19 protein-coding genes are annotated in these 21,881 nt (G+C 52.3%); 12 read left to right on the forward strand and 7 right to left on the reverse strand.

Annotation, left to right across the window (positions count from 1 at the left end; genetic code table 11):
• Positions 1 to 106: 106 nt before the first annotated feature.
• The 4 genes from PHT49_00950 to PHT49_00965 all read right to left on the reverse strand — a co-directional run bounded on the left by PHT49_00950 (position 107) and on the right by PHT49_00965 (position 3,692).
• Positions 107 to 1,048, reverse strand: coding sequence for a diguanylate cyclase (locus PHT49_00950; GenBank protein MDD5450452.1), 942 nt, complete (start codon positions 1,046 to 1,048; stop codon positions 107 to 109).
• Positions 1,024 to 1,917 carry an HDOD domain-containing protein gene (locus PHT49_00955; protein MDD5450453.1) on the reverse strand — a complete coding sequence of 298 codons (894 nt, stop codon included), beginning with the start codon at positions 1,915 to 1,917 and terminating at the stop codon, positions 1,024 to 1,026. Before PHT49_00955 ends, PHT49_00950 begins: the two co-directional genes overlap by 25 nt.
• Positions 1,908 to 2,213: a hypothetical protein gene (locus PHT49_00960; GenBank protein ID MDD5450454.1), complete on the reverse strand. Its 306-nt coding sequence runs from the start codon at positions 2,211 to 2,213 to the stop codon at positions 1,908 to 1,910. Before PHT49_00960 ends, PHT49_00955 begins: the two co-directional genes overlap by 10 nt.
• Positions 2,214 to 2,282: 69 nt before the next feature.
• A complete protein-coding gene (locus PHT49_00965) occupies positions 2,283 to 3,692 on the reverse strand; it encodes an AAA family ATPase (protein ID MDD5450455.1) in 1,410 nt (469 codons plus the stop codon).
• 326 nt (positions 3,693 to 4,018) lie between these two features.
• Here PHT49_00965 and galU point away from each other — a divergent pair, with 326 nt between their 5' ends.
• From galU to PHT49_01005, 8 genes are all read left to right on the forward strand, one after another.
• Positions 4,019 to 4,888, forward strand: coding sequence for a UTP--glucose-1-phosphate uridylyltransferase GalU (gene galU / locus PHT49_00970; GenBank protein MDD5450456.1), 870 nt, complete (start codon positions 4,019 to 4,021; stop codon positions 4,886 to 4,888).
• 1 nt (position 4,889) lies between these two features.
• The gene (gene priA, locus PHT49_00975) at positions 4,890 to 7,379 is read left to right on the forward strand and encodes a primosomal protein N' (protein MDD5450457.1); all 2,490 of its coding nucleotides are present in this window, start codon (positions 4,890 to 4,892) and stop codon (positions 7,377 to 7,379) included.
• Positions 7,380 to 7,473: 94 nt separating this feature from the next.
• A complete protein-coding gene (def, locus tag PHT49_00980) occupies positions 7,474 to 7,986 on the forward strand; it encodes a peptide deformylase (GenBank protein ID MDD5450458.1) in 513 nt (170 codons plus the stop codon).
• Complete coding sequence (fmt, locus tag PHT49_00985; GenBank protein MDD5450459.1) at positions 7,983 to 8,930, forward strand: methionyl-tRNA formyltransferase; 948 nt, start codon at positions 7,983 to 7,985, stop codon at positions 8,928 to 8,930. Before def ends, fmt begins: the two co-directional genes overlap by 4 nt.
• Positions 8,930 to 9,694, forward strand: coding sequence for a DUF116 domain-containing protein (locus tag PHT49_00990; GenBank protein ID MDD5450460.1), 765 nt, complete (start codon positions 8,930 to 8,932; stop codon positions 9,692 to 9,694). The genes fmt and PHT49_00990 overlap by 1 nt, the downstream gene beginning before the upstream one ends.
• Positions 9,694 to 11,049 (forward strand): 16S rRNA (cytosine(967)-C(5))-methyltransferase RsmB, encoded by a 1,356-nt coding sequence (gene rsmB / locus PHT49_00995; protein MDD5450461.1) that lies wholly within the window; start codon positions 9,694 to 9,696, stop codon positions 11,047 to 11,049. Before PHT49_00990 ends, rsmB begins: the two co-directional genes overlap by 1 nt.
• Before the next feature lie 48 nt (positions 11,050 to 11,097).
• The gene (gene rpe, locus PHT49_01000) at positions 11,098 to 11,754 is read left to right on the forward strand and encodes a ribulose-phosphate 3-epimerase (GenBank protein ID MDD5450462.1); all 657 of its coding nucleotides are present in this window, start codon (positions 11,098 to 11,100) and stop codon (positions 11,752 to 11,754) included.
• Positions 11,755 to 11,795: 41 nt separating this feature from the next.
• Positions 11,796 to 12,053 carry a zinc ribbon domain-containing protein gene (locus PHT49_01005; protein ID MDD5450463.1) on the forward strand — a complete coding sequence of 86 codons (258 nt, stop codon included), beginning with the start codon at positions 11,796 to 11,798 and terminating at the stop codon, positions 12,051 to 12,053.
• 17 nt (positions 12,054 to 12,070) lie between these two features.
• On the opposite strand, the gene PHT49_01010 is transcribed toward PHT49_01005, so the two are convergent.
• From PHT49_01010 to PHT49_01020, 3 genes are all read right to left on the reverse strand, one after another.
• Positions 12,071 to 12,751 carry a methyltransferase gene (locus PHT49_01010; GenBank protein ID MDD5450464.1) on the reverse strand — a complete coding sequence of 227 codons (681 nt, stop codon included), beginning with the start codon at positions 12,749 to 12,751 and terminating at the stop codon, positions 12,071 to 12,073.
• Entirely contained in the window at positions 12,748 to 14,475 is a 1,728-nt protein-coding gene (polX, locus tag PHT49_01015; GenBank protein MDD5450465.1) for a DNA polymerase/3'-5' exonuclease PolX, read from the reverse strand. The genes PHT49_01010 and polX overlap by 4 nt, the downstream gene beginning before the upstream one ends.
• 156 nt (positions 14,476 to 14,631) lie before the next feature.
• Complete coding sequence (locus PHT49_01020; GenBank protein ID MDD5450466.1) at positions 14,632 to 14,910, reverse strand: hypothetical protein; 279 nt, start codon at positions 14,908 to 14,910, stop codon at positions 14,632 to 14,634.
• 364 nt (positions 14,911 to 15,274) lie between these two features.
• Here PHT49_01020 and PHT49_01025 point away from each other — a divergent pair, with 364 nt between their 5' ends.
• From PHT49_01025 to tsaA, 4 genes are all read left to right on the forward strand, one after another.
• On the forward strand, positions 15,275 to 20,002 hold the full coding sequence (locus PHT49_01025; GenBank protein MDD5450467.1) for a DEAD/DEAH box helicase family protein: 4,728 nt from the start codon (positions 15,275 to 15,277) through the stop codon (positions 20,000 to 20,002).
• Between the two features lie 219 nt (positions 20,003 to 20,221).
• Positions 20,222 to 20,827: a GIY-YIG nuclease family protein gene (locus PHT49_01030; GenBank protein MDD5450468.1), complete on the forward strand. Its 606-nt coding sequence runs from the start codon at positions 20,222 to 20,224 to the stop codon at positions 20,825 to 20,827.
• Positions 20,828 to 20,942: 115 nt separating this feature from the next.
• Positions 20,943 to 21,302, forward strand: a complete 360-nt coding sequence (locus tag PHT49_01035; GenBank protein ID MDD5450469.1) for a hypothetical protein — start codon at positions 20,943 to 20,945, stop codon at positions 21,300 to 21,302.
• Entirely contained in the window at positions 21,295 to 21,855 is a 561-nt protein-coding gene (tsaA, locus tag PHT49_01040) for a tRNA (N6-threonylcarbamoyladenosine(37)-N6)-methyltransferase TrmO (protein ID MDD5450470.1), read from the forward strand. The genes PHT49_01035 and tsaA overlap by 8 nt, the downstream gene beginning before the upstream one ends.
• The last annotated feature ends 26 nt before the right edge of the window (positions 21,856 to 21,881 follow it).

The following is a 21,881-nucleotide window of genomic DNA, read 5'->3' on the forward strand; positions in this document are numbered from 1 at the left end:
GCATTAAGGGTAATCGTATAAGAAGTTACCAAATAACACAATAAGATAAAATCTATTCAAATATTAAGTGGATAGGGTTGATAAGACAAAGAACCACATTGGCTTCTCAATCGGACGGTTTGCGGCGGTCGATGAGGTAGTTGCTGCCTTCCAGAGATTTGAGGTGCTTTTTAATCTGTGTGGCGGCCTCAGCCACCTCACCATAATGGCGAAAGCGGTTATTATGATTGGAAACAACGGCTATAGAGAGGCTGGGCAGCGGGAAATGTTGTTCGTTCCCCTGCCTGTCCCTGGCCACAAAATAATTCCTCTTGAGATCATCTTTGTCCACTAAATTTTTCACCAGGGCATCAAAGCTGGATATAATCTTTTCACAGACCTGTGTCGCCCGGTCTGAAGGCACCATGAAGCTAAAATCATCTCCGCCCACATGACCCGCAAAGACCTTGCGGGTATCTGTCTCGCGCAGGATATTGGTAAGCAACATGGCTACCATACGTATCACTTCATCACCGCGCGAAAAGCCGTACCGGTCATTATACGGCTTGAAATTGTCGATATCCACATAGCCTATGGCCACTTCTTCGCCCGCATCCAGGGCGGCCTGGATGGTCTTTAAGATGGAGGTATTGCCGGGCAATCTGGTCAGAGGATTATTGTCAAAGACCCGTTGCATCCTTTCAAAACACAGCGACATCCTGGCAAAAAGTTCTGTATAATCAATAGGTTTGCTGATAAAATCATCGACCGGATATTGTTCCCATTCGATGCCTGTGGATATAGCTTCTCTGGAAAGGGCGATAATAAATGGTATATGGGCACAGTATATGCCCCCTTTTACAGCCTGAACCATCTCTAATTCCACCTTGTCCTGCATATCAGCCATGACGAGGATTAGATCCGGAGGATCATTGAAGATGGTATCCATGGCTTTTTTGAAGGTGGGGCTGGAAATTATTTGATACCCCTTGGCTTCAAAAAGGTATTCTTGTTCTTTACCGGGTTTATCACCCTTGCCTATTATCAGGACTCGATGGCGGGCGGGCATTTTTCACCTAAGGTCTGAATCTCAAAGCTAAACCCCCTTAGCTCCACAAGAACCTCCTCGGCCTCGGCTATGAGGCCGGGCAGATCCTCTTCCCGGAGGGTCAAGGCCGCCCAGGCATTATGATCCAGGGCCGGGACCCATTTGTCGCCGCCAAAACCAAAACCCCTGGCCCGGACCAGGACATCGGCTACATGGACGATAGCCGTGCTCACATAATGATTGGCGCTTTTTTTGGGTTCGTGGTGGTAAGCGATGGGTTCGGCCAGCCTGTCCGGAAGGTTCCAATGCCGGCAGAGCCTTTGTCCTACCTGGGTATGGTTAATCTTAAGTATCCGCTGCTCTGCCTCATAAAGAGAGATATTTTCGCCCAGTATGGCCTCGTCCAGGACGGCAGCCTCTTCGGCCAGGTTTTCCCTGATCACCACCTTGCCGATATCATGCAGAAGCGCCGCCGTGGATATCTCCTCAGGATCGTTAATGCTCAGCCGCCGGGCGATTACATTAGCGATGGCTGCACATCCCAGGGAATGTTCCCAGAGACCAACCACTGTCTTTTCCATGGCCTCGAAAATAGAGGCGCTCAATACCAGGCTCCGCACCACATTAAATCCTAAAAGGATGACGGCGCTGCTTACCGTAGAGATGCGCCCGGGAAACCCGTAGAATGCTGAATTGACCAGCTTAAGGAGTTTTGCCGCCAGGATCTGATCCTTGGCGATAACGCGTCCGATCCGGTCGGCAGAGACCGAGGGGTCTTCGACCATCTGGGTTAACTTAGAGACAATGCCCGGCAGGGTTGGCAGGGCCTTCGCCTGTCTAAGTTTTTCTCTGAATCCGGCGATTTTTTCCTCGTCCCACTCTATTGCCATGAAGTTACGATCAGATCCTTTATTATTTCCTTTACGCGCATGAGGAGGGGGTCGCCTGTCCTGGGGCGAAATCTTTCCTCAAGGTCGGCCAATTCTCCTTCCAGCGTTTTTTCACCTTCCTCGGCAATGGGGTGTCCCTCCACTGTTATGGTCTGAACCCCCAATCTCTTCAATCGTTCGATCAAGGCCACAGACAGCACGGTTCCTTTCCCGCAAAGGATGATGCCGTCTTCGCGGAGGATATCCCGGGCCAGGGTCATGCCGGAAGTAGCAAGAGTTAACGGGATGGCCTGCATGGGCGATAATACCTCTTTCGTAACGTTTTAGTTTTCATCCGAAAACGATAGTTTTTGGAGTCAAATTACTTAACGCCAACCGGCATAAACATGGTCAACCTTTTTTTGTTTGCTGCCGAACGTGGCGCCCGTCTCTCCTTTGATAAACTGAAAAAACGCCGGGGCAATTTTTTCGTCGGTCGCATTTTCCAGGAGTTGACATAGACCTCTATCTCCAATGTGCCTTTGCAGTATAGTACGTAATATGTTGAAAATACACCGGGAGGCCTGACTTTTTGGCCTTTCCAGCAGTACGGGCACAAGATAACGCACCACGTTTTTAACTTCCCGGTCAAAGGAGATGCCGGGTAAGGGCAAAATATTTATAGAGAGATTTTGTCTGGCAATTTCGGCAATGCGGGTTGAAATATTGCCATCAGCGCCTGCCTCTATCATATTGACAACCAGGTAGGGGCAAAACTCATCCATTTTCTCCTGCAGGAAAAGCCCCCAATCCGTATTTTTTTCCCGGACAAGAGCCAATAGCTCATCGATGCGTTTTATGCGGCGGTGGTCGGAAGAGGTGGTGGTTTCAAAGATCAACCCCTTAAATTCGTTAATGCGCCCCTGCAGCTTCCTTGCTTCTTCTGGTCTCAGGATATCAAAAATATTCTTGTTGAGGTAGCGGAGCAGACTGACCTTTATAAAATTATAGACATCCAGGACAGAGCTCGGTTCCGGTGAGGTCACGGCTATCCGCTCATCTGCGGCTAAAAAGAAGTCCACCATGTTATAGGAGGTATCTCCGCCCAAATCGATGACCACATAATCAGCCGGCAGACCTTGCAAGTCCTTAATGAGCTTTTTCTTTTGCGCCGTTAGGATGTTGGCCATGCCCAGGTTGGAACTATCTCCGGCTATGATTTTCAGATTCTTAACCGCCGTGTCCAGGCAGAGTTCGTTTAATGGCTTCCCGTCTTTAAAATAGTGCTGCAGGGTGAGCGGCGGGAACTTTACCCCCAGGTGGAGATGTAAGTTAGCCCCGCCCAGGTCCAGATCCACGGCAATGACCCTTTTACCTAGCGATGCCAGGCCGGCGCTCAGGTTTGCGGAAACAATGGTCTTCCCTATGCCTCCCTTGGCGCCGCCCACGGCAAATATCAGCTTGCGTTGGGGGGCGCATTGCTCTGCGGCATCAGACGTAACCTTTCTTTTAAATTGGGGCCACGGGATATCTTCTCCCCTTTCCCGTGCCGTTTCCAAATAGCCGTTTAAAAACTCATGGGCCTGCTGGATGCGTATAAAACGCTCATGCCTGTTGCGGCGAAAGCTCTCGGGCAGGTTATGGATGAGGTCGGGATGGCATTGCATGACCTTCGTGCGAAAGGCCTTTTTGAGGGTTTCGGTATCAAGCGATGCCAGAAAGGCCGGCGATTCCAATTGTTCTTTTGGGAAAAGCACAGAGAGCGCATAATAAAGTTTTACACTATCTCTGGACATATTTCTTCCTCCGGGATGTAAGACAGATCATTAATATCTTTTTCGGCTATTTATTTCTTTTCTTTAGGGTTCATTTGACTTTGTTTCATCCTCCTTGTATAAATTAACCAAGAAGTTCCAGACGACGTGCCTGTGCGTTGCACCTGTCTGCCGTGCCAACGGCACAGATAGACGCAGACAGAGCAGTCAGCATTCAGCGATCAGCTTAATGTGTTGTTTGTCTTATATTTTTGCTGATAGCTGATCGCTGAATGCTTGAATCCGACCGTAGGCCGGAAACGACAGTTTCCGGATGAACACTAACTATATGTAACTCGGGAGATCTTATGAGGATAAGAAAGGCCGTTATTCCGGTAGCCGGACTGGGTACCCGGTTTCTGCCGGCTACAAAGGCGATCCCCAAGGAGATGCTGACCATTGTTGACCGGCCTACCATTCAGTACATTGTGGAAGAGGTGGTGGCCTCGGGTATCGAACAGGTCATTATGGTCACCGGCAGTGGCAAGTCTGCGATCGAAGACCACTTTGATTATTCCTATGAACTGGAAACGATCCTGGAACAGAGAAAAAAGTGGACGCTTCTGGAAGAAGTCAAAAATATCTCTAATTTGATCGAGATTACCTCTGTCAGGCAAAAGCGGCCATTGGGGCTGGGCCATGCGATATTATGCACAAAAGACCTGGTGGGCAATGAACCGTTTGTGGTGGTCCTGGGTGACGACCTGGTGGATGCCCCCATACCCTGCACCCAGCAGTTATTGAATGTCTTTAATGAATTTCATAAGCCGATAGTGGCTGTCTATCCCGTGCCGAAAGAAGAGATTCATAACTATGGTATAGTCGAAGGGACGGAGATCAAAGAACAGACCTATAGGGTGACAAGGATGATGGAAAAACCGGCCCCGGAAACAACAGATTCAAACCTGGCTATTATCGGACGGTATATCCTGACGCCGGATATATTTACCATCCTGGAAAACACGCCAACAGGGCATGGCGGAGAGATCCAGCTTACCGATGCCCTCATGGAACTGGCGCGCCAAAATCAGATATACGCCTATCGTTTTGTCGGCCGGCGGTATGATGCCGGGGACAAATTCGGCTATATTCAGGCCACGCTGGCCTATGCCCTGAAACACCCGGAGATCGGCCCAAGGGTCAGAGAATACCTGCAAAAGGAACTATGCATCGGCTAAAATGGCCCTGATCATTGAAGCAGCCCCGGCCCTACCTGTCTTTAAGACCTTCCACTATCTTGTCCCGGCTGAACTGGAGGAAGACATACAACCAGGGCTGCGTGTGCTTATACCCGTAGGGTTACGCACCGTTACCGGTTATGTCCTGGGCACCGTGGCCTCTTCAGACCGGCCGGAACTGAAAGAGATCCTGGATATACTGGATGAGCGGCCCCTCTTTCCTCCCGGCCTCCTTCGCCTTTTTGAGTGGATGGCACGCTATTATCATTATCCCCTGGGTAAGGTGATAGAGTCGGCCCTGCCAGCCGGCCTGAATGTATCCAGCCGGCGGTTGTTGATTCTTACCGGGACCGGGCAGCGTGCTCTGGCCGCAGATACGCATCCGCCAGAGGGAGGCGGACATCTGCGACCGGAGTGTAAGGAAAAAAATATCTCTCAAGAGATCCTCTCCGTTTTGAGTCTTTTTCGGGGGGAAAAACCAGTCGCGGTCCCGGCTATTGAAAAAATTTTTCCGGGCGCCGGCCGCCATTTAATCCCCGGCCTGGTTGATAAAGGCCTCCTCGCCTGGAAAGAGGTCGTGGAACGACCGCGCACCAGGCTTAAAGAGGAGCGCATGGTAAGGCTCACCGGAAAAGCTTCGGAAAAACCCTTATCCGGCGATGAAGAGGCCATCCTTACCTATCTGCGGGAGCAAGGAGAGGTTCCGGTAAAGAGACTCGGGGCCTCCATGCCCCACCTGACAAAGAGATGGAAAAAACTGGAGAAGACCGGCCTTATCTCCTTCTCCAGGGCTATTATTTACAGAGATCCGTTCAGCGCCGAGGGCTTCTGGTATAGACGCCCTGCCACCCTGACGGCCGAACAGAAACAGGCCGTTGAAGATATCACCAGGGCCCTCTCCAGCCATGAATTTTCTGCCCATGTCCTCCACGGGGTCACGGCAAGCGGAAAGACAGAGGTGTACCTGAGGGCCGCCGAGGCGGCCCTGGCTCAAGGAAAGGACTGCATAATTCTTGTCCCTGAGATCGCCTTGACTGCCTATCTGGAGGCGGCCTTCATCTCATGTTTCGGGGATAAGGTAGCCGTCCTGCACAGCGCCCTATCCCCCGGCGAAAAGTTCGATCAATGGCTGCACATACTGGAAGGAAAGGCCCGAATAGTCATCGGCGCCCGTTCGGCTGTATTTGCGCCTCTTTCCTCCCTGGGCCTGATCGTGGTGGATGAGGAACACGACAGCTCCTATAAGCAGGAAGACAAGCTCCGTTATCATGGCCGGGATGTGGCCGTAATGCGTGGCCGTCTGGAGAAAGCGGTGGTTATTTTGGGTTCGGCCACTCCCTCCATACAAAGTGTATTTAATGTAAAATCAGGACGTTATGGATACCTGGCGCTGACCAGGCGGGTTGAAGAGAGGGCGTTGCCGGAGGTGTCTGTTATCGATATGCGCAGCCCCGGGTCACAGACCGGGGCCGGCAGGGCAATCTTTTTCCCGGAACTCCTTGATGCCATAGAAGATAACCTGCAAAAGAAGGAGCAAACCCTTATCTTTCTTAACCGTCGGGGCTACTCGCCTTCCATGCAATGCAACTCCTGCGGTCAGGTCCTGATCTGCCCTAATTGCAGTGTTTCTCTGACCCATCATCTGTCTGAACAGACCCTCCTTTGCCATTATTGCGGCTATTCAGTCCCGGCGCTTCCGGCCTGTCCGGCCTGTGGTGGTATTAATGTCAGGTCGATCGGCTGGGGGACGGAACGTATTGAAGCGGAACTAAAAACGCTTTTCTCGGAGGCGCGTATAGCCCGTCTGGATCGGGATACAACCACCCGGAAAAGGGCGCACCATGGTATTTTGCGAGCTGTTCAAAAAAGGGAGATAGATATCCTGGTAGGCACACAGATGGTGACCAAGGGGCATGATTTTCCTTATATTACCCTGGTTGGCGTGATTTCCGCCGACCTGTCTCTGAACCTGCCGGACTTTCGGGCGGCGGAAAAGACCTTCCAACTTTTAGCTCAGGTGGCAGGCCGGGCCGGTCGAGGGGAAAGGCCGGGAAAGGTTATAATCCAGACCTATAACCCGGATCACTACAGTATTATTAAGGCCAAACAGCACGATTTTCCGGGATATTATGAAGAAGAGATTGCCCTTCGCCGGGCGCTCGGGTATCCACCTTTTGTGCGCCTGATTAACCTCTTGCTGGAGAGCAACAGCCAAATCAAGGTCAAGGATTATGCCCGGGAGATGAGCCTGCGGGCGCATGCACTTTTGCAAAAAAACATGGATTGGCTGGATACCGTGGAAATCCTTGGGCCAGCCCCGGCGCCGCTCTTCAAAATAAGAGGAAAGTTTCGGTATCAGATGTTTTTGAAGGGTCTCAAGGTTGGGCCGCTACATGCCTACACTAATGGTCTTCTCGAATATCTTAAGGCAAAACCTCCCGTCTCAGGTGTCAAATTGATTATAGACGTTGACCCCGAAAGCATGTTATAAATAGCTTACAGTGCCCAGCACTCAGTAACCAGCCAGGCAGAGGTGAATTTTCTCTGAAAGCTGACCACTGAGGGCTGATAGCTACGTGAATTTTATGGCTATACGCAAGATTATCACCTACCCACACCCGGTTCTAAAACAAGTGGCGGAGCCGGTGAAGAAGATAACGTCTGAGATTCTGGCATTGGTCGCTGACATGGCGGAGACCATGTATGCGGCTCCGGGAATTGGACTGGCCGCTAACCAGATCGGTGTCCTGAAAAGGGTCCTTGTCTTTGATTTGTCCAGGGAAGGCGAAAATAAGAAATTAACGGCCTTGATTAACCCGGAGATCATCCGGGCAGAAGACGAGACCACCTATGAAGAGGCCTGTTTGAGTGTTGTTGACTATTCTGCCGAGGTCAGGCGCAGCGCCAGGGTCAAGGTGGGGGCCTTGAATCTCGAAGGGCAGCCGATAGAGGTCGAAGGCGAAGGGCTCCTGGCCATCTGTCTTCAGCACGAGATCGACCACCTGAACGGTATCCTTTATATCGACCGTATCAGCAGCCTCAAAAGGTCGCTCTACAAACGTCGCCTCAAAAAAATCCTTAAGGTAGAAGCATTATGAATCCGCCGCGTTGGCGGGTAGTCTTCATGGGAACACCGTCATTCGCTGTGCCCTCCCTGGAGGCCCTCATCCATTGTGGCGGAGTAGAAGTTGCAGCGGTGGTCACTCAACCGGACCGGCCTAAAGGACGAGGTCTGGCCGTCGCCCCTCCCCCGGTCAAGGTCCTGGCCGAACAGTCAAAAGTCCCTGTCCTCCAGCCGGAGAAGATACGCACAGAAGATTTTCTTGGCGGGATGCGAAAACTGGCCCCGGAGGTCATAATTGTGGTGGCCTATGGTAAGATCCTGCCCGCGGAACTACTGGCCATACCGCGGCGCGGCGCCATCAATGTCCATGCCTCTCTCCTGCCCAAATACCGGGGGGCCGCCCCTATTCAGCAGGCCTTAATAAACGGGGAAGAAATAACCGGTGTAACCATTATGCAACTGGATGAAGGCATGGATACCGGCCCGATTCTTCTCATGGAGGAGACTAAAATTGATGCAACGGATACGGCGGGTACATTGCATGATCGCCTGGCGGGCCTTGGAGCCAAGGCCCTCATCAAAACCCTTGACGGCCTCCAGAAAGGCACTATTATACCAAGGCCGCAGCCAAAAGCCGGGGTTTCTTGCGCCCCAATGTTAAAAAAAGAAGACGGGCGAATCGATTGGCGGCAGCCGGCCGTAAAGATTTTTAATCTTATCCGGGGCCTTGACCCCTGGCCTGGTTCTTATTCATACTGGCGAGGCAAGCTCTGTCATCTTTATAAGCCGCGCCTTATCGGGGGGGCAGAAAAAAAGGCGCCGGGGGAGATAGTCCAGGCGGATGATTCCGGATTCCTGGTTGCCACGGGCAGGGATTATATCCTTATCACCGAGATCAAGATCGAAGGCGGCCGGCGGATGGCCGTAGCGGATTTCCGCCGGGGCCATAAGATAGATATAGGCGAAAAACTGAACTAATGTCTGAAGAAAAGTCACATAAGATTTTATTTGTTAGTCTGCTTTTCGTAACCTGCGCCTTATTTTTTCTGGTTGCTGTCCTTCTCTGGTGGATACCATACGTGGGATTGGCCAATATCCATCGTGCTCTTCCTGCTCTGCTGGCCGTTTTCTTTGGCACCCTGCTTTTATTAGTAGTGGGGGGCATCTTTTCCATCGTACTAACCCTGATTTTCAGGAAGGACCTTTTACTCTCCAAACGTCTGCGCGGCGCGGTAATCAAGGTTATCTTTCCTGTTTTGATATTAGTCGGCAAGCTCTTCGGCATCTCGAAAGAAAAAATCCAACATGCCTTTGTAGAAGTAAATAATGATATAGTCATAGCCCAGGTCAGCCATATCAGGCCTGAACGCCTACTCCTCCTTATGCCACACTGCCTCCAGAACTATGACTGTAAGGTAAAGATCACCGGGAATGCGGACAACTGTAAGCGTTGCGGGCTGTGCAAGATCAAAGATCTGGTGGAAATGGCAGAGACTTACCATGTCGGTCTTTCTGTGGCTACCGGCGGCACTATTGCCCGTCGCATTGTGGTAGAAAAGAAACCACGGCTTATAATCGCCGTGGCCTGCGAAAGGGATCTGACCAGCGGCATTCAGGACAGCTATCCCGTGCCGGTTTACGGAATATTTAATATTCGGCCTTATGGACCGTGTTTTAATACCCAGCTGGACCTGAAAAAGGTGGAAAAGGCCATGCTCCATTTCCTGCAGGGAGGGGCATAATGTTTGCCAACCCCCGGCAGGTTGCCCTCGCAGTTCTGGATGAACTGGATAAAGGGCAAGAGACCCTGGATGCGCTCATGGAAAAGGCATTCCGCAAGCACTTCACCCTGGAAAGGCGGGATCGGGCCTTGACCATGGAACTCGTTTATGGCGTCCTCAGGCAGCGGGCACGGCTTGACTGGATCATAGACCAATTTTCCAGGACCCCGCGGGAAAAAATTGAGCCGTTGGTTCAAAACGTCTTGCGGCTGGGGATATATCAGCTCCTTTACATGAATCGCATCCCGCCTTCGGCCGCAGTCAATGAATCTGTGAATCTGGTCAAGGTCAGCCAGCCGGAATGGATCACCCGTTTTGTAAACGGTGTGCTGCGGGCTGTGGAACGGGGAAGAGAGGAGATCAGGTGGCCTGATCCAAAGGAAGATTTATCGGCCTGGCTGGCGGTAGAGTCCTCCCATCCGCTATGGCTGGTGGAACGCTGGACGGGACGCTATGGAGCGGATGCGGCCCGTGACTTATGCGAAAGCAACAACAAGATGCCGGTTCTGGCCATTCGCACCAATACCCTGCGGTTAAAGCGCGATCAGCTCCTGGAGTTTTTGCGCAAAGAGGTCCCGGGTATTGAGCCTGCCCCCTATTCTCCGGACGGGCTGATACTAAAGGGCTTTTTTGGCAATATCCTGAAACTTACCGGTTATAAAACCGGCTGGTTCCAGGTGCAGGATGAATCCTCACAGCTTGTTTCCCATCTCGTCTCGCCCCAGCCCGGTGAGTTAATACTCGATGCCTGCGCCGGTCTGGGGGGAAAAACCACGCACATGGCCCAGATAATGCGCAATCTCGGGCGCATACTGGCCCTTGACATCCACGGCGGACGCCTGGAACGGCTCAAAGAAAACTCAACCCGCCTCGGCATCCAGAATATCGAGGTAATCAAAAAAGATGTCACGCAGTCGCTGGCAGGCCTGGGCGGGAAAAAAATTGATCGTATCTTGGTCGATGCCCCATGTACAGGCCTGGGTGTCATACGGCGCAATCCTGACATCAAATGGCGCCGCAAGCCGGAGGACCTTGTTTTTATGGCCGAACGGCAGGGACGCCTTCTGGACGAGCTGGCGCCGCTCCTTAAACCCGGGGGTATCCTGGTCTATGCCACCTGCAGCCTGGAACCGGAGGAGAACGAAGAGGTTATAAAAAACTTCCTGATTCGTCATCCGGAGTTTGAGATAGAAGACCCTGGATCGGTACTGCCGCAAAAAGCCGGCGAACTGGTGGAAGACAATTTTTTGCGCACCTATCCCAACCGGCATGGGACCGATGGATTTACTGCGGTGCGGATGAAAAAGGGGAGCTGAAAGCAGATAGCCGACAGCTAAAGCTAATATGAAAACGAGGTACATTTTATGAAAAAAATTGCGCCATCCATACTTTCCGCTGATTTTAGCCGCCTAGGAGAAGAAGTTCAGGCGGTAGAGAAGGCCGGGGCTGACCTTATACACATCGATGTCATGGACGGCCATTTCGTCCCCAATATTACCATTGGGCCCCTGGTGGTCCAGGCGGTCCGTAAGGTGACCGCCCTGCCATTGGATGTACACCTGATGATCTCCAATCCGGATCAATATATAGAGGATTTTTCCCGCGCCGGAAGCGACATTATTACCGTGCACGTAGAGGCCTGCATCCACTTGAATCGAACGATAAATCTTATCAAAAAGCAGGGGGTCAAGGCCGGTGTAGTCCTCAACCCTGCCACGTCCCTTTCTGCCTTGGAGTATGTGCTGGAAGAGGTAGATATGGTCTTACTAATGAGTGTTAACCCCGGGTTTGGGGGGCAGTTTTTCATTCCCGGCGTGGCCCACAAGATAGCCCGGCTACGGGAGATTATTGACGTACGCAACCTCCCGGTGGAAATTGAAGTGGACGGAGGGATAAACTTTGATACGGCCCGAATGGTGGCTAAAGCCGGTGCAGATATCTTTGTAGCCGGGTCTGCCATATTCGGCAGCGATGATTATGGCAAGACCATCCAGGCCCTGCGCAAGGCCATAACAGTATAGGCGGCCTGTGGTCAGTTGATGGCCTTGAGAAGGAGGATTCTATGCCTATTTTTGAGTATTTCTGTAATGACTGCAAGCAAAAGTCAGAAATTATAGTCTTTAAATCTACTGATACCGCAATCTGTCCCCACTGTGGCTCGAAAAGCCTCACCAGGCTTGTTTCTGCCACGTCTTCCCTTACCGGACAACCGGGCAAAAACCTGCCGGGGAAGGGTGACACGGCCTGCTGCGGCTCTTCGCCCGGTATGGCGGCCGGCTGCGCCGGACCGGGCAGTTGCTGCGGAAAAGTGTATAAGTAGAACGTTATTTCGCAGGGCTACTTCCGCGTCAGCCGATGGAGTACTATATGAAACTCTTCATCCTCCGCCCGCATCAACCGCGCCTTGCAGCCAATCTTAAAGTCCTTCTGGGCCAGTTCGAAGAACCTGCATGGAGACATGCGACTCTTGTCATGGGCCAAATAGACAATGCCGTCCGGCGCCAGGGCCCTTTTTAGAAGTTCATAGAGTGGCAGTAAAAGCCTTTCATTGAAAAGCACTTCAGAGCCTATAATATAGTGGTACTTCTTATAGAGGGCGGGTGCACACCAGTCTAAGGACTGAAAGCGCACCTTATCGAGACCATTGCTCCCGGCGCTGAGCATGGCAAAACAAAGGGCATCCTGGTCGTAATCAGTGATGGTTACCTTATGGCCGAAGGCCGCGGCAAACAGGCCGGACAGCCCTATGCCGGCCCCGAGCTCCAGCATTTCCTTGCCGTCATCCGGTTCAAGCTGTGCCAGTTCATCGGCCAGGATAATGGAGGCCTCCCAGATCCTGGCCCAGAAAGGAAATCCGGCCAGGGGATCATCCTGTGAAAACTGTTTCTCCACCAGACGCTTGACATCCCTTACCTGGGCTATCTGCAGGGTCTTGCCGCGGACGGTGACCGGCGAGGTCTCGATCCCGAACCGCTCTTCAAGTTCTCTTATTTTGTCTTTTGTAGCCAACCCGTTCATGTTACGTCTCCATCTTTGCGCAAATAGGACATAAGCTCACCATAAGTCATGGTATTCAGAATATCTTCCCTTGTCAGCCAGCCGCGGCGGGCCACCGACACACCGAGTGACATAAAATCCATCTGCTCCATAATATGGGCATCGGTGCCGATGGCCAGCTTGCAGCCCTTCTCTTTAGCGGCCCTGGCCTGTATATCGTTTAAATCCAGCCGCTTGAAGTAGGCGTTGATCTCCAGCGCCGTGCCTGTTTCTGCGGCCACCCTGATAATTTCCTCCATATCCACGGCGTAGGGCTCCCTTTCCCCTATGAGGCGGCCGGTGGGATGGGCGATAATATCCACATGCGGGCTTCGCATGGCCGAAGTTATCCGGTGAGTCAGGGTCTTCGCATCCTGTTTAAAGCCGGTGTGGATGGCCGCTACAACTATATCCAACTGACGCAATATCTCATCTGGATAATCCAGTTTGCCGCTGCTGTCAATATCTACTTCCGTGCCGCAAAGGAGTTTTACCGGACTCCTTTTTTGGTTGAAGGCGCGAATCTCTTCCATCTTCTTCTGTAAGTCGGAAACAGACACCCCGCCGGCCACCTTAAGCGAGGGAGAATGGTCGCAGACAGCCACCCAGGAAAGGCCCAGTGAGGCGGCCTTTCGGGCAATCTCGGCGAAAGAGGCGGTCCCGTCACTGTATTTGGAGTGGACGTGCAGATCTCCTTGAATATCCTCCAGCTCCACCAGAAGCGGCAGTCCCCCGGCCTGGGCCGCCTCTATCTCGCCCCGGTCTTCTCTCAATTCGGGAGGAATGTAGGGCAGCCCCACGGCCCGGAAGACCTCCTCCTCCGTCCGGCCCCCCAGCCATTTTTCGCCTTTGAATATGCCATATTCGTTGATCTTCAGCCCCTGACGCACGGCCAGATCCCGAATACGGATATTGTGGGCCTTGGAACCGGTAAAGTAACAAAGGGCAGCGCCCAGACTCTTTGGCTCCACCACCCGGAGATCGACCGAGATGCCTTCTCTGGTGCGGATGCTGGCCTTTGTTTCACCGCGGGCCGTGATCTCACTCACTAAAGGCAGTGCTGTAAAGACCTCCATGACCATTGCCGGTTCATCCGAGGCCACCAACAGATCAATATCCTTGGCCGTCTCCCTTCTGCGCCGGAGACTTCCGGCCAGGTGCACCCGCCCCAGGCGGGGACACTTTTTGCGCATCATGGCCATTATCTCTTCGGCCACCGGAAGCACTATGCCGACAGGGAGACGTTCCCGGCCTTTTTTGAGGATGGCGATGCCCTTAAGGATGTTCTCTTCGGTCCTGGCCTTGATCCCGGGTAGGCCCTGTATCTTGTGCTCAACCGCCAGGTTCTCTACCTCCTCTATCGAGGAGACGCCAAAATGGTCAAAGAGGAGCTTGGCCGTGCGCGGCCCCACGCCGGGAATGGCCAGAAGAGTGACGATGCCGGACGGAACTTCCTTTTTTAAATCCTCGTAGTCTTTAAAAGTACCGGTAGTTATAATCTCCTGGATTTTTCCGGCCAGATCCCTGCCGATACCGGCAATGGACTCCAGGCCGCTCCGGGCCGCAACCACGGCAATGTCTTCGGTGAGATTCTCTATATTCTGCGCGGCCTTGCGATAGGCGCGAATGCGAAAGGGATTCGCACCCTGTATCTCCAGGATATCGGCTATGCCGTCAAATACCGCGGCCACTTCCTGATTCTTCATGGTGCACTCTTGATGATCTCGTAAAAGGCCTTTTCTGTGTTGTCTTGTGGCATTTTTATTTGGGCTGATTGATCCTCATTTTAAACAAATGCAATCAATTGATTTCATAGCCATATTATATTTAGATCGTTTAAAAATCGTTTAACTTCACACCCATTAATTCCCAAAAAGACGCCGGTCCTTAGAACGCATTTTAATATTACCCTTTTTATCACCCTCTTTTAGAGGTATTATCTCTTTTCCCCCAATGCGCCCCCGGCCAAGGCATTCTATTTCTTTGCGGCTTTGGAGATCCCGGAGCACCTTAAGCCTCTGCGGGGCCTGTTTGGTAAAGAGTTCTTGTTTGCCGCGGGCTTCGCTGAGATCGGCAAGATACCAGGATGTAATCGCCGGTATGGTCTCGGGCTTATTGGAAAACTGCCGCAAAGTATTCACGTCTGTTGTTCTCCATTCTAATGTACCAGGCCTGTTCTTATGTGCGGCGTGCGGGACGCCCTTATCCTTATATCCCAGAAAAGAAGTAAGCGTTTAGAAAAAGCTTGTCAAGGATATTTTAAATGGAATATAAATATGTTGCGCTAAGTGAGGAGGCTAAATAGTGTCCATAAACAAAACAGCCGAATTTAAGATTGTCCGGTATTTTGAGCATAGCGTGTAACAGGCACTGGATAACATGACGGAAAGGGGATTATTCAACTCGTTAACCATAGTGAATTCAAATAGTTACGTCAAGATGTACTTTTTATTTTATTGATCATGCTGAACCTTCCTGATATTATCCAGAAAACTAGATAATAATATGTTAGACATGAACGATTTCATTGATCAATCGCGAGAAAGCAGGCTTCAGGCATACAAAGCCTCGCCTGGCGATATCCGGGAACATTTCGCCATCGAACAGGTTGTCCTTGCCGGTGGATATGGCTACCGGCAGGTGTTGGAGCTTGTTCAGAACGGCGCCGATGCCATTCTTGAAGCCCATGAGTCTGGTGCCGGCCAAGATGACCGGCCCCGCATCGAGGTTCTGCTGGACGGCTCGTGCCTCTATGTGGCGAACACGGGCGCGCCGTTCAGCAAGGAAGGCATTGACGCGTTGTTGCGTTCCCACTCGTCGCCGAAGCGGGGCAATCAAATCGGGCGATTCGGACTTGGGTTCAAGTCATTGCTGCGCCTTGGCGGGAAGATCGACATCACCAGCGGACAATCTGCCTTCGGGTTCGATCCTGCGAGATGCCGCACTGAGTTAAGAGACCGATTTCAGGTGCAAGACGCGCCTGGATTGCGCCTGGCGTGGACGCTGGCCGAAGATTCTACCGCCACTCTACGCGACCGATTCCCGTGGGCGACAACCGTTGTCTCTGCGGAGATCAAGGCCGAGAGCTTCCACGCCCATTTGCAGAAGGAGATTGGGGAGTTTCCCGCCGAATTTCTCCTTTTCCTGCCGGTTGCAGTCAGCCTGGCGCTCGGCGCCGGCGGCGATGCAGCGCCGAGGCGCGAATTGCGCCGCGAGTCCGATGGCCAAGACGTTATTCTCTATGACGGAAGAGCGAAGTCACCTTCACGGTGGCGAGTTGTGGAGAAGTTGATTCACATCACCGACCAACGCGCCAAGGACGATGCAACGCATGTCCATGAGCGCGATGAGGTGCCGCTGGCTTGGGCGATGCCCATCGAAGGCAGGCGCGAGGAAGCGGGACGTTTCTGGGCGTTCTTCCCGACGCATACGTCGACGTACCTGACCGGAATTCTCAACGCGCCGTGGAAACTGAACAGCGACCGCAATGCCATCATCCCCGGTGAATGGAATACGGCTTTGATGAAGGAGGCGGCCAGGCTCATCGCCGACACGCTGCCGCAACTGATGACTGCAGCCGATCCGGGCCGGGTGCTGGATGCGTTCCCGCGTCAACTGGAGCGGGCGGACGAGGATGCGAAGCCGCTTGTCAAGGCGCTCTGGAATGCGCTCGAAATCTCCGCGGTGGTCCCGGATAGTTTGGGCGCTCTCCGTCAAGGGACCGAGTTGTGGCGCCATCCACGGGAAAACGCTGACCTTGCCCGTTCGTGGCAGGCGCTCGCGGACGAGAAGCAACTGAGCCAGATTGTCCATCCTTCCTGCCTGGAAAAACAACGCGGCAGCCGTCTCAAAGCGCTCGCGGAACGCATCCGACCTGAAGGAACAACAGCCCCTTCGTGCTCTAACCTGCAACAGCGGGACGTGAGAAAATGGTTTGCTGCTGTTGCGTCCGTCGAGCACGACAAGGCTATTCAAGCGCTCAAACTCGCGGAGGCATACGAGAAGGACTGCAAACCCGGTGAATGGTCGATGGTTCGCTCGACGATCGCCATCATTCCGTCCGACGACGGCAATCTGTTGACGGCGAATCAGGCGGTCATTGCGCCAGAGGGAACGTACGTTCCGGACGGTCGGCATCCGGCCGCCAGGTGGCTATGCGAGGATGCAGAAGCGAATAGGATTCTTACCCATGTGTTGAAGGTGAAGCCGCTCGACGGCAGCGTGTGGCTTGATGTCCTTCAGGAAGCTTTACGGAGAATTCCCACCTATCCCGCCGACGCCAAGAACAACGGATGGCTGGCGTTCTGGACGCGGTTAAGGGCGGCACCATCTGCAATAGGCCGGGAGTTCGTCAATTCCAATACCAGCCAAGTTCGAATCCGGCGTCGCGATGGCGAATGGGTCTTCGCCGACGATGTTTTGTTGCCTGGGGAATTGGTGAGCGCTGATGATACTTCTTCCAATCAGCAACTGCTTGTGGACACGGAAGTTCACGCAGAAGACAAGGACTTGTTGGCCAAGTTGGGGGTGTGCCAGTTCCCTACGGGAACTGGCACGGTTAACGATTTCGACAGAGGGAATGGCATGTACGAATGGCTTTCGCATTGGAGAAGCTATTACGGGAAAAAAGTGAACAACCGAGCAGATTCGACGTATCTGAAGCCTTCAGGACTCGATATGCCGAACGGCTGGCACTTTTTGCCGAAGTTGACCGAAGGTCCGAACTCCAAGCTCACGGCATGTTTCTTGAATCTACTTGACCATGGACAAATTCCTAAGAGTGTGAAATTCGGTCATGCCACCGTTGCAAACTATCCCAAGATAGACGTCCCCCATCCGCTCCTCTGGCTATTGCTTCGCTACGGATCATGGAACCTCGGCGGCATGGTCATTCGTGTTGCTGCGATTGCAGAACGAGCGCACGAACGTACGATGACCTTACTCCTCGATTGGGAGAAACTACAACCCGCACTTGAGACGCTGAAAGCGGCCATTCCGAAGGTCAATGCGACACCGGATCAGGTTCGCGACATGTGGCAGGTGCTCATCAAGGCGCTCGTGACTCCAGAGACACTGGCGAACGATTCGCTCCGTGAACTTTGGACGGGCGCGGCGCGCGACAAAGTCGTTCCGCAATCGCTCCGAACGGTAGAGGGGAACGTTTCTTTGGCGGAGGTTTTCGTGACCGGTTCGCCAGACCTTGCCCAGCGCGGACGAAGCCAAGGGCACGTTGCAGTCACGCTCGACGCGGATGCGCTGTCGTTGTGGCTGAAGAATGGAGCGCGAGACCTGGCGGAGTTGATGAAGCCCGAATGGAGTGAGGCGACAAGTCCCGAAGGACTTCTTGTCGAGACCATCCCTGAGTTGGCCGACGTGCTTCGGGACGATGTTCGAGAAACCGCTCGTTGCCAGCCAGTGTCGGACCTGAGACTGCTGGTTGCTGGCAACGCCAGCCCCGTGCATTGTCTGATGTGGGAGAATAAGTTGCTCCTCAATATGGCGCAACTGGCGCAGATGGCGCGGACCGAAAGACTTCAACATCTGCTCGCGGAAGCCGCAGCGGCTGGGTGGCTCAAGCACACCGCCGACGAGGCGTTGCGCATTCTTGGCGATGCGCAAGTGGACAAGATCCGCACACATGTTGCGCGAGGCTCCTCGCTGGCGGAACGACTGCTGCTCGCGGTCGGCAATCGGGAGGAACCATTGCGCCAGGCGCTCGGCAGTATCGGGGGCATGGCCTTTCTTCAAACTGTTGCGCCAATGCGGCTTGCCGAACTGGTGCTCGCTCAGCTTGGTCCGGCTACGCTTACTGCCCTCAAGGAAACGCTGGAGCAGGAGGGTTTGAAGCCTCCGTCCCGCTGGAACACCGCCGAAGCACGTGCTTTCGTCGCGAGCATCGGTTTCCCCAATGATTTCGCCGCATCCCCCAAATCCCGCCGCGAACCGGAAGAGTTCATCAGCGGTCCCATCGAGTTGCCTCCGCTCCACGACTTCCAGGAGGATGTGCTGGATGGCATACGAACGCTGATTACCAGCGGAACAACTCGTCGCCGCGCGGTCGTCAGTCTCCCCACTGGTGGCGGCAAGACCCTTGTGACGGTTGAGGCTGCGGTCCTGTATGTCCTTAAACCTGAAGGCGCCCAGCGCAGCGTCATCTGGGTGGCGCAGACTGACGAACTCTGCGAGCAGGCCGTGCAGGCATTCCGTCAGGTCTGGCTCAATCTTGGCGCAAAAGGAACCGACCTGCGCATCGTTCGCTTGTGGGGCGGCAATCCCAATCCGGCGATTCAAGAGCCGGACAAACCGGTCGTGATGGTTGCCTCGATTCAAACGCTCAACAGCCGCATGGGCGTCGACGGGCTGGCTGGGCTGCGAAACCCGGGGTTGGTTGTGGTGGACGAGTGTCACCACGCCATCACGCCGAGCTACACCAACCTTTTGCGCTTCCTCGACGCAGAAGCTCCGAGACCGGGTGCGCCCCCGAAAGACGAACCGCCCATTCTCGGACTCAGCGCCACTCCATTCCGGACGGACGATGAAGAAAGTGGAAGGCTGGCCCGCCGCTTCGACAGCCGATGGCTGCCCCCCGATCAGAAAGACCTCCATAGCCGCCTTCGTAATCAAGGTGTCTTGGCAGAAGTGGACAATGATGCATTAGAGAGCGGCATCGACCTGACGCCTGAAGAAATTGAACGGCTTTCCACGATTCTTGAGCCATGGGAGGGGCTTGACTTCGAGAACCTGCTTGAATCTATCAACCAACGGCTGGCTGGTAGCGAGCAACGCAACGAAAGACTTGTGAACTGTATCAAGGAAGCAGAGGAAGGTTCCATCCTGTTCTTTTCCAACTCCGTTTTGCATGGTCAGGAAATGGCAGCTCGACTGAATCTTGAAGGTATTTCCGCAGCCGCAATCAGCGGAGATACTCCAACCACAGCACGGCGTTATTTCCTGTCCAGATTCCAGCGTAGCGAAATACGCGTTCTTTGCAATCACACGGTTTTGAGCACCGGTTTCGACGCGCCAAAGATCGACATGATTCTCATATCCCGTGCAGTCTTCAGTCCAGTCCGCTACATGCAAATGGTGGGGCGTGGTTTGCGTGGCGAGAAAAACGGTGGAAAAGCAAGATGCCGGATCGTGACCGTACTGGACAACTTGGGACGTTTTCAAGATCGGCATCCGTATCATTATTGCAAGGGTTTTTTCGCTGAAAACGCGGGAAATGTATGAGGAATATGTCTAACAATGGCATGCACTCGGACGGGAATTCCGCTGCGCTCCATTCCCGCCGGTGATGCCAAGCGATAGGCCGACGCTTCGCGTCGCCCTATCGGGCCGGATGAGGACGGATTGACAGCCCGCGCGAAGCGCGGCCTATCAATCCGAATCGAACAGACACCCCTACGGGGTGCTCCTCATCCGGCCCGTTAGACGACAAGGATGATTGACATGGCCGTAAAAGCTGGCTTCATTTACGTACTCATACATCCGTCTGATCCAAATTTAATCAAGGTGGGTCTGACTACAAGAAATCCCGAAGTCCGCTTGAAAGAGCATAATACTCAATTCGACAAGGCCGCTGGTAAGGTTGTTGAAGCTACTGGTCAAAAATGGGTTATAAAAGAGTTCTTCGCTGTAGAAGATACTTACAATGCTGAAAGCGCGTTTTTCCAAAGATCACCACTGACCGAAATCCCATATGCCCTGAGTGACGAGCTGTTAAAGCTAGATGATAGATTCATCACTTGGGATTGGGTTAATCAGGGGTTGGAAGTAGCTAAGTCAGTGGGCATTCGCAGAGATACATCACAAGCACCAATTCCAAAACCCAAGCCAAAAAATGGTGCTCAGTGGATTGAAGACCAGCTTAAAGACTCTGGTCTGAGGCCGTTAAAAGGTTTTGGGAACGGAATAACAAAAGTTGCTTTTGAGTGCCCCAATGGACATGTCTTCAAGCTTGATGGGCGAACGCTAGTTAGGTTCCCCTTCTGCCCTGTTTGTGAGCCCGAGCGATTTGATGCTTACACACTTAGAAGAGTTGAAATTTGTCTTTAAAACTGAATCGGGATAAGTCGCCTAACACGGCGCTCAAAATGGACGCCAATTCCGCTGCGCTCCATTGGCGCCTTTTAGCTCAGCGTTAGACCAATAAAATAAAAATAGGAATACAATGAAAATTATAAACAAAACAACAAAAATAAATGCTGCTGGATCTCCCCCGAAGCAAATAGAAGAATTGATAGGATTAGTAAATTCAAAAGATGACGATGTTAGTATCGCAAGGATGAGAAGTCCAGAAGGATGGTCTGAACCAGGTCAAATACCTGATTTCAACGAATATACTATAATGTTAAAAGGGACATTAAAAATTGAGACCAAAAATGGGATATCAGAAATAAAAGAAAATGAAGCTGTTATCATTGAAAGAGGTGAATGGGTAAAATATAGTACTCCTTATAAGTATGGAGCAGAATATATAGCAATATGTATCCCAGCGTTCTCTCCCAAAAGAGTTCATCGAGATGAATAAAAATAAAATCGGTATAACAGGTGGCAGGAACGGACGCGCAAAGACACACTCCGATCAACCCACCGTTAAACAAAAAATAATAAATATGAAATTCCAGATAAAGCAAATAGGAATAATTCATTCTCCATATAAAACCAAAGATAAATGCCCGATTCAAGGCTCTGTTAAACCTAACAGCAAAGGGATAATTGAGGTATTTCCGGAATACAAAGAAGGATTAGAGACAATAGAAACTTTCTCACATATCATTCTCTTCTACATATTCGATAAAGCGGGAGAAATCAAACTATCTCGACCAACATTTTTAGATGATACACCACATGGAGTTTTTGCTTCCCGCCATCCCTGTAGGCCTAATAGCATTGGGATATCTATAGTAAAATTAGAAAAAATAAACAAAAATATATTAGAAGTCAACGAAATAGATATTTTAGATAATACACCGCTGATTGACATAAAGCCTTATATTCCAAGATTTGATTATCGGAAAAATGCCAATAATGGCTGGATACAAACAAAAAAATTGCGTAAAAAACCAGCAAACAGAGAATAAAAATGTCTAACAAGGCAATGTGCCGC

The sequence above is a fragment of the Desulfovibrionales bacterium genome, assembly GCA_028715605.1.
In the GTDB taxonomy this organism is placed as follows: Bacteria; Desulfobacterota; QYQD01; order QYQD01; family QYQD01; genus QYQD01.